This is a genomic window from Streptomyces inhibens (assembly GCF_003389455.1).
Lineage (GTDB): Bacteria > Actinomycetota > Actinomycetes > Streptomycetales > Streptomycetaceae > Streptomyces > Streptomyces inhibens.
Map to the genome: position 1 here is coordinate 1 of NZ_QUAC01000253.1, position 567 is coordinate 567.

1 pseudogene is annotated in these 567 nt (G+C 78.0%); it reads left to right on the plus strand.

Annotation, left to right across the window (positions count from 1 at the left end):
- A pseudogene (locus tag DY245_RS32720) lies at window positions 1-510 on the plus strand (hypothetical protein); the annotation flags it as partial.
- Window positions 511-567: the final 57 nt, after the last annotated feature.

The window sequence follows — 567 nt, forward strand, 5'->3', positions numbered from 1 at the left end:
CCCCCCAACCGCCCGCCCTGGGCCCAGCGGCCCGCCGGCACCATGCCGCAGGGCGGCCCGCCGTGGGGCGCGCCCTCCGAGGCGTCCCGGCAGCCGGGCTACGCGGTCCCCGGCGTGCTGCGGTCCGTACTGCGCTGGCCCGCGGCCGCGGCCCTGGCGCTGTGCGGTCTGAGCCATCTGCCGGTGAACGCGTCACACATGCAGGGCGCTCAGGCGGCCGCCGGGCTCTCGATGGCCATCGCCGTGATCTACCTGCTGCTGGCGGGCTGGCTGGCGATGCGCGACACCGCCCTGGTCTGGACGGTGAGCGCCGCGGCGGCGATGGTCATCATCGCTCTGCACGCGCTGTCCCGGTCGGGTGTCCTCGCCCCGCTGGGCAGCGGCTTGGGCGACGCCGGCATGTGGCCCGAACTGATGGCGGTGGGACTGGCCATCGTCAGCGCGGGGCTCGCGGGTGCGGCGCTGCTCTTCCGCCCGCGCCGGGTGGGTCCGGCCGCGGCGGGAGTGTAGGCAGCCGGCGCACCGGCGCCACCAAGGGCGCGGGCCGGGACCCCCTCAGGGGCCCGG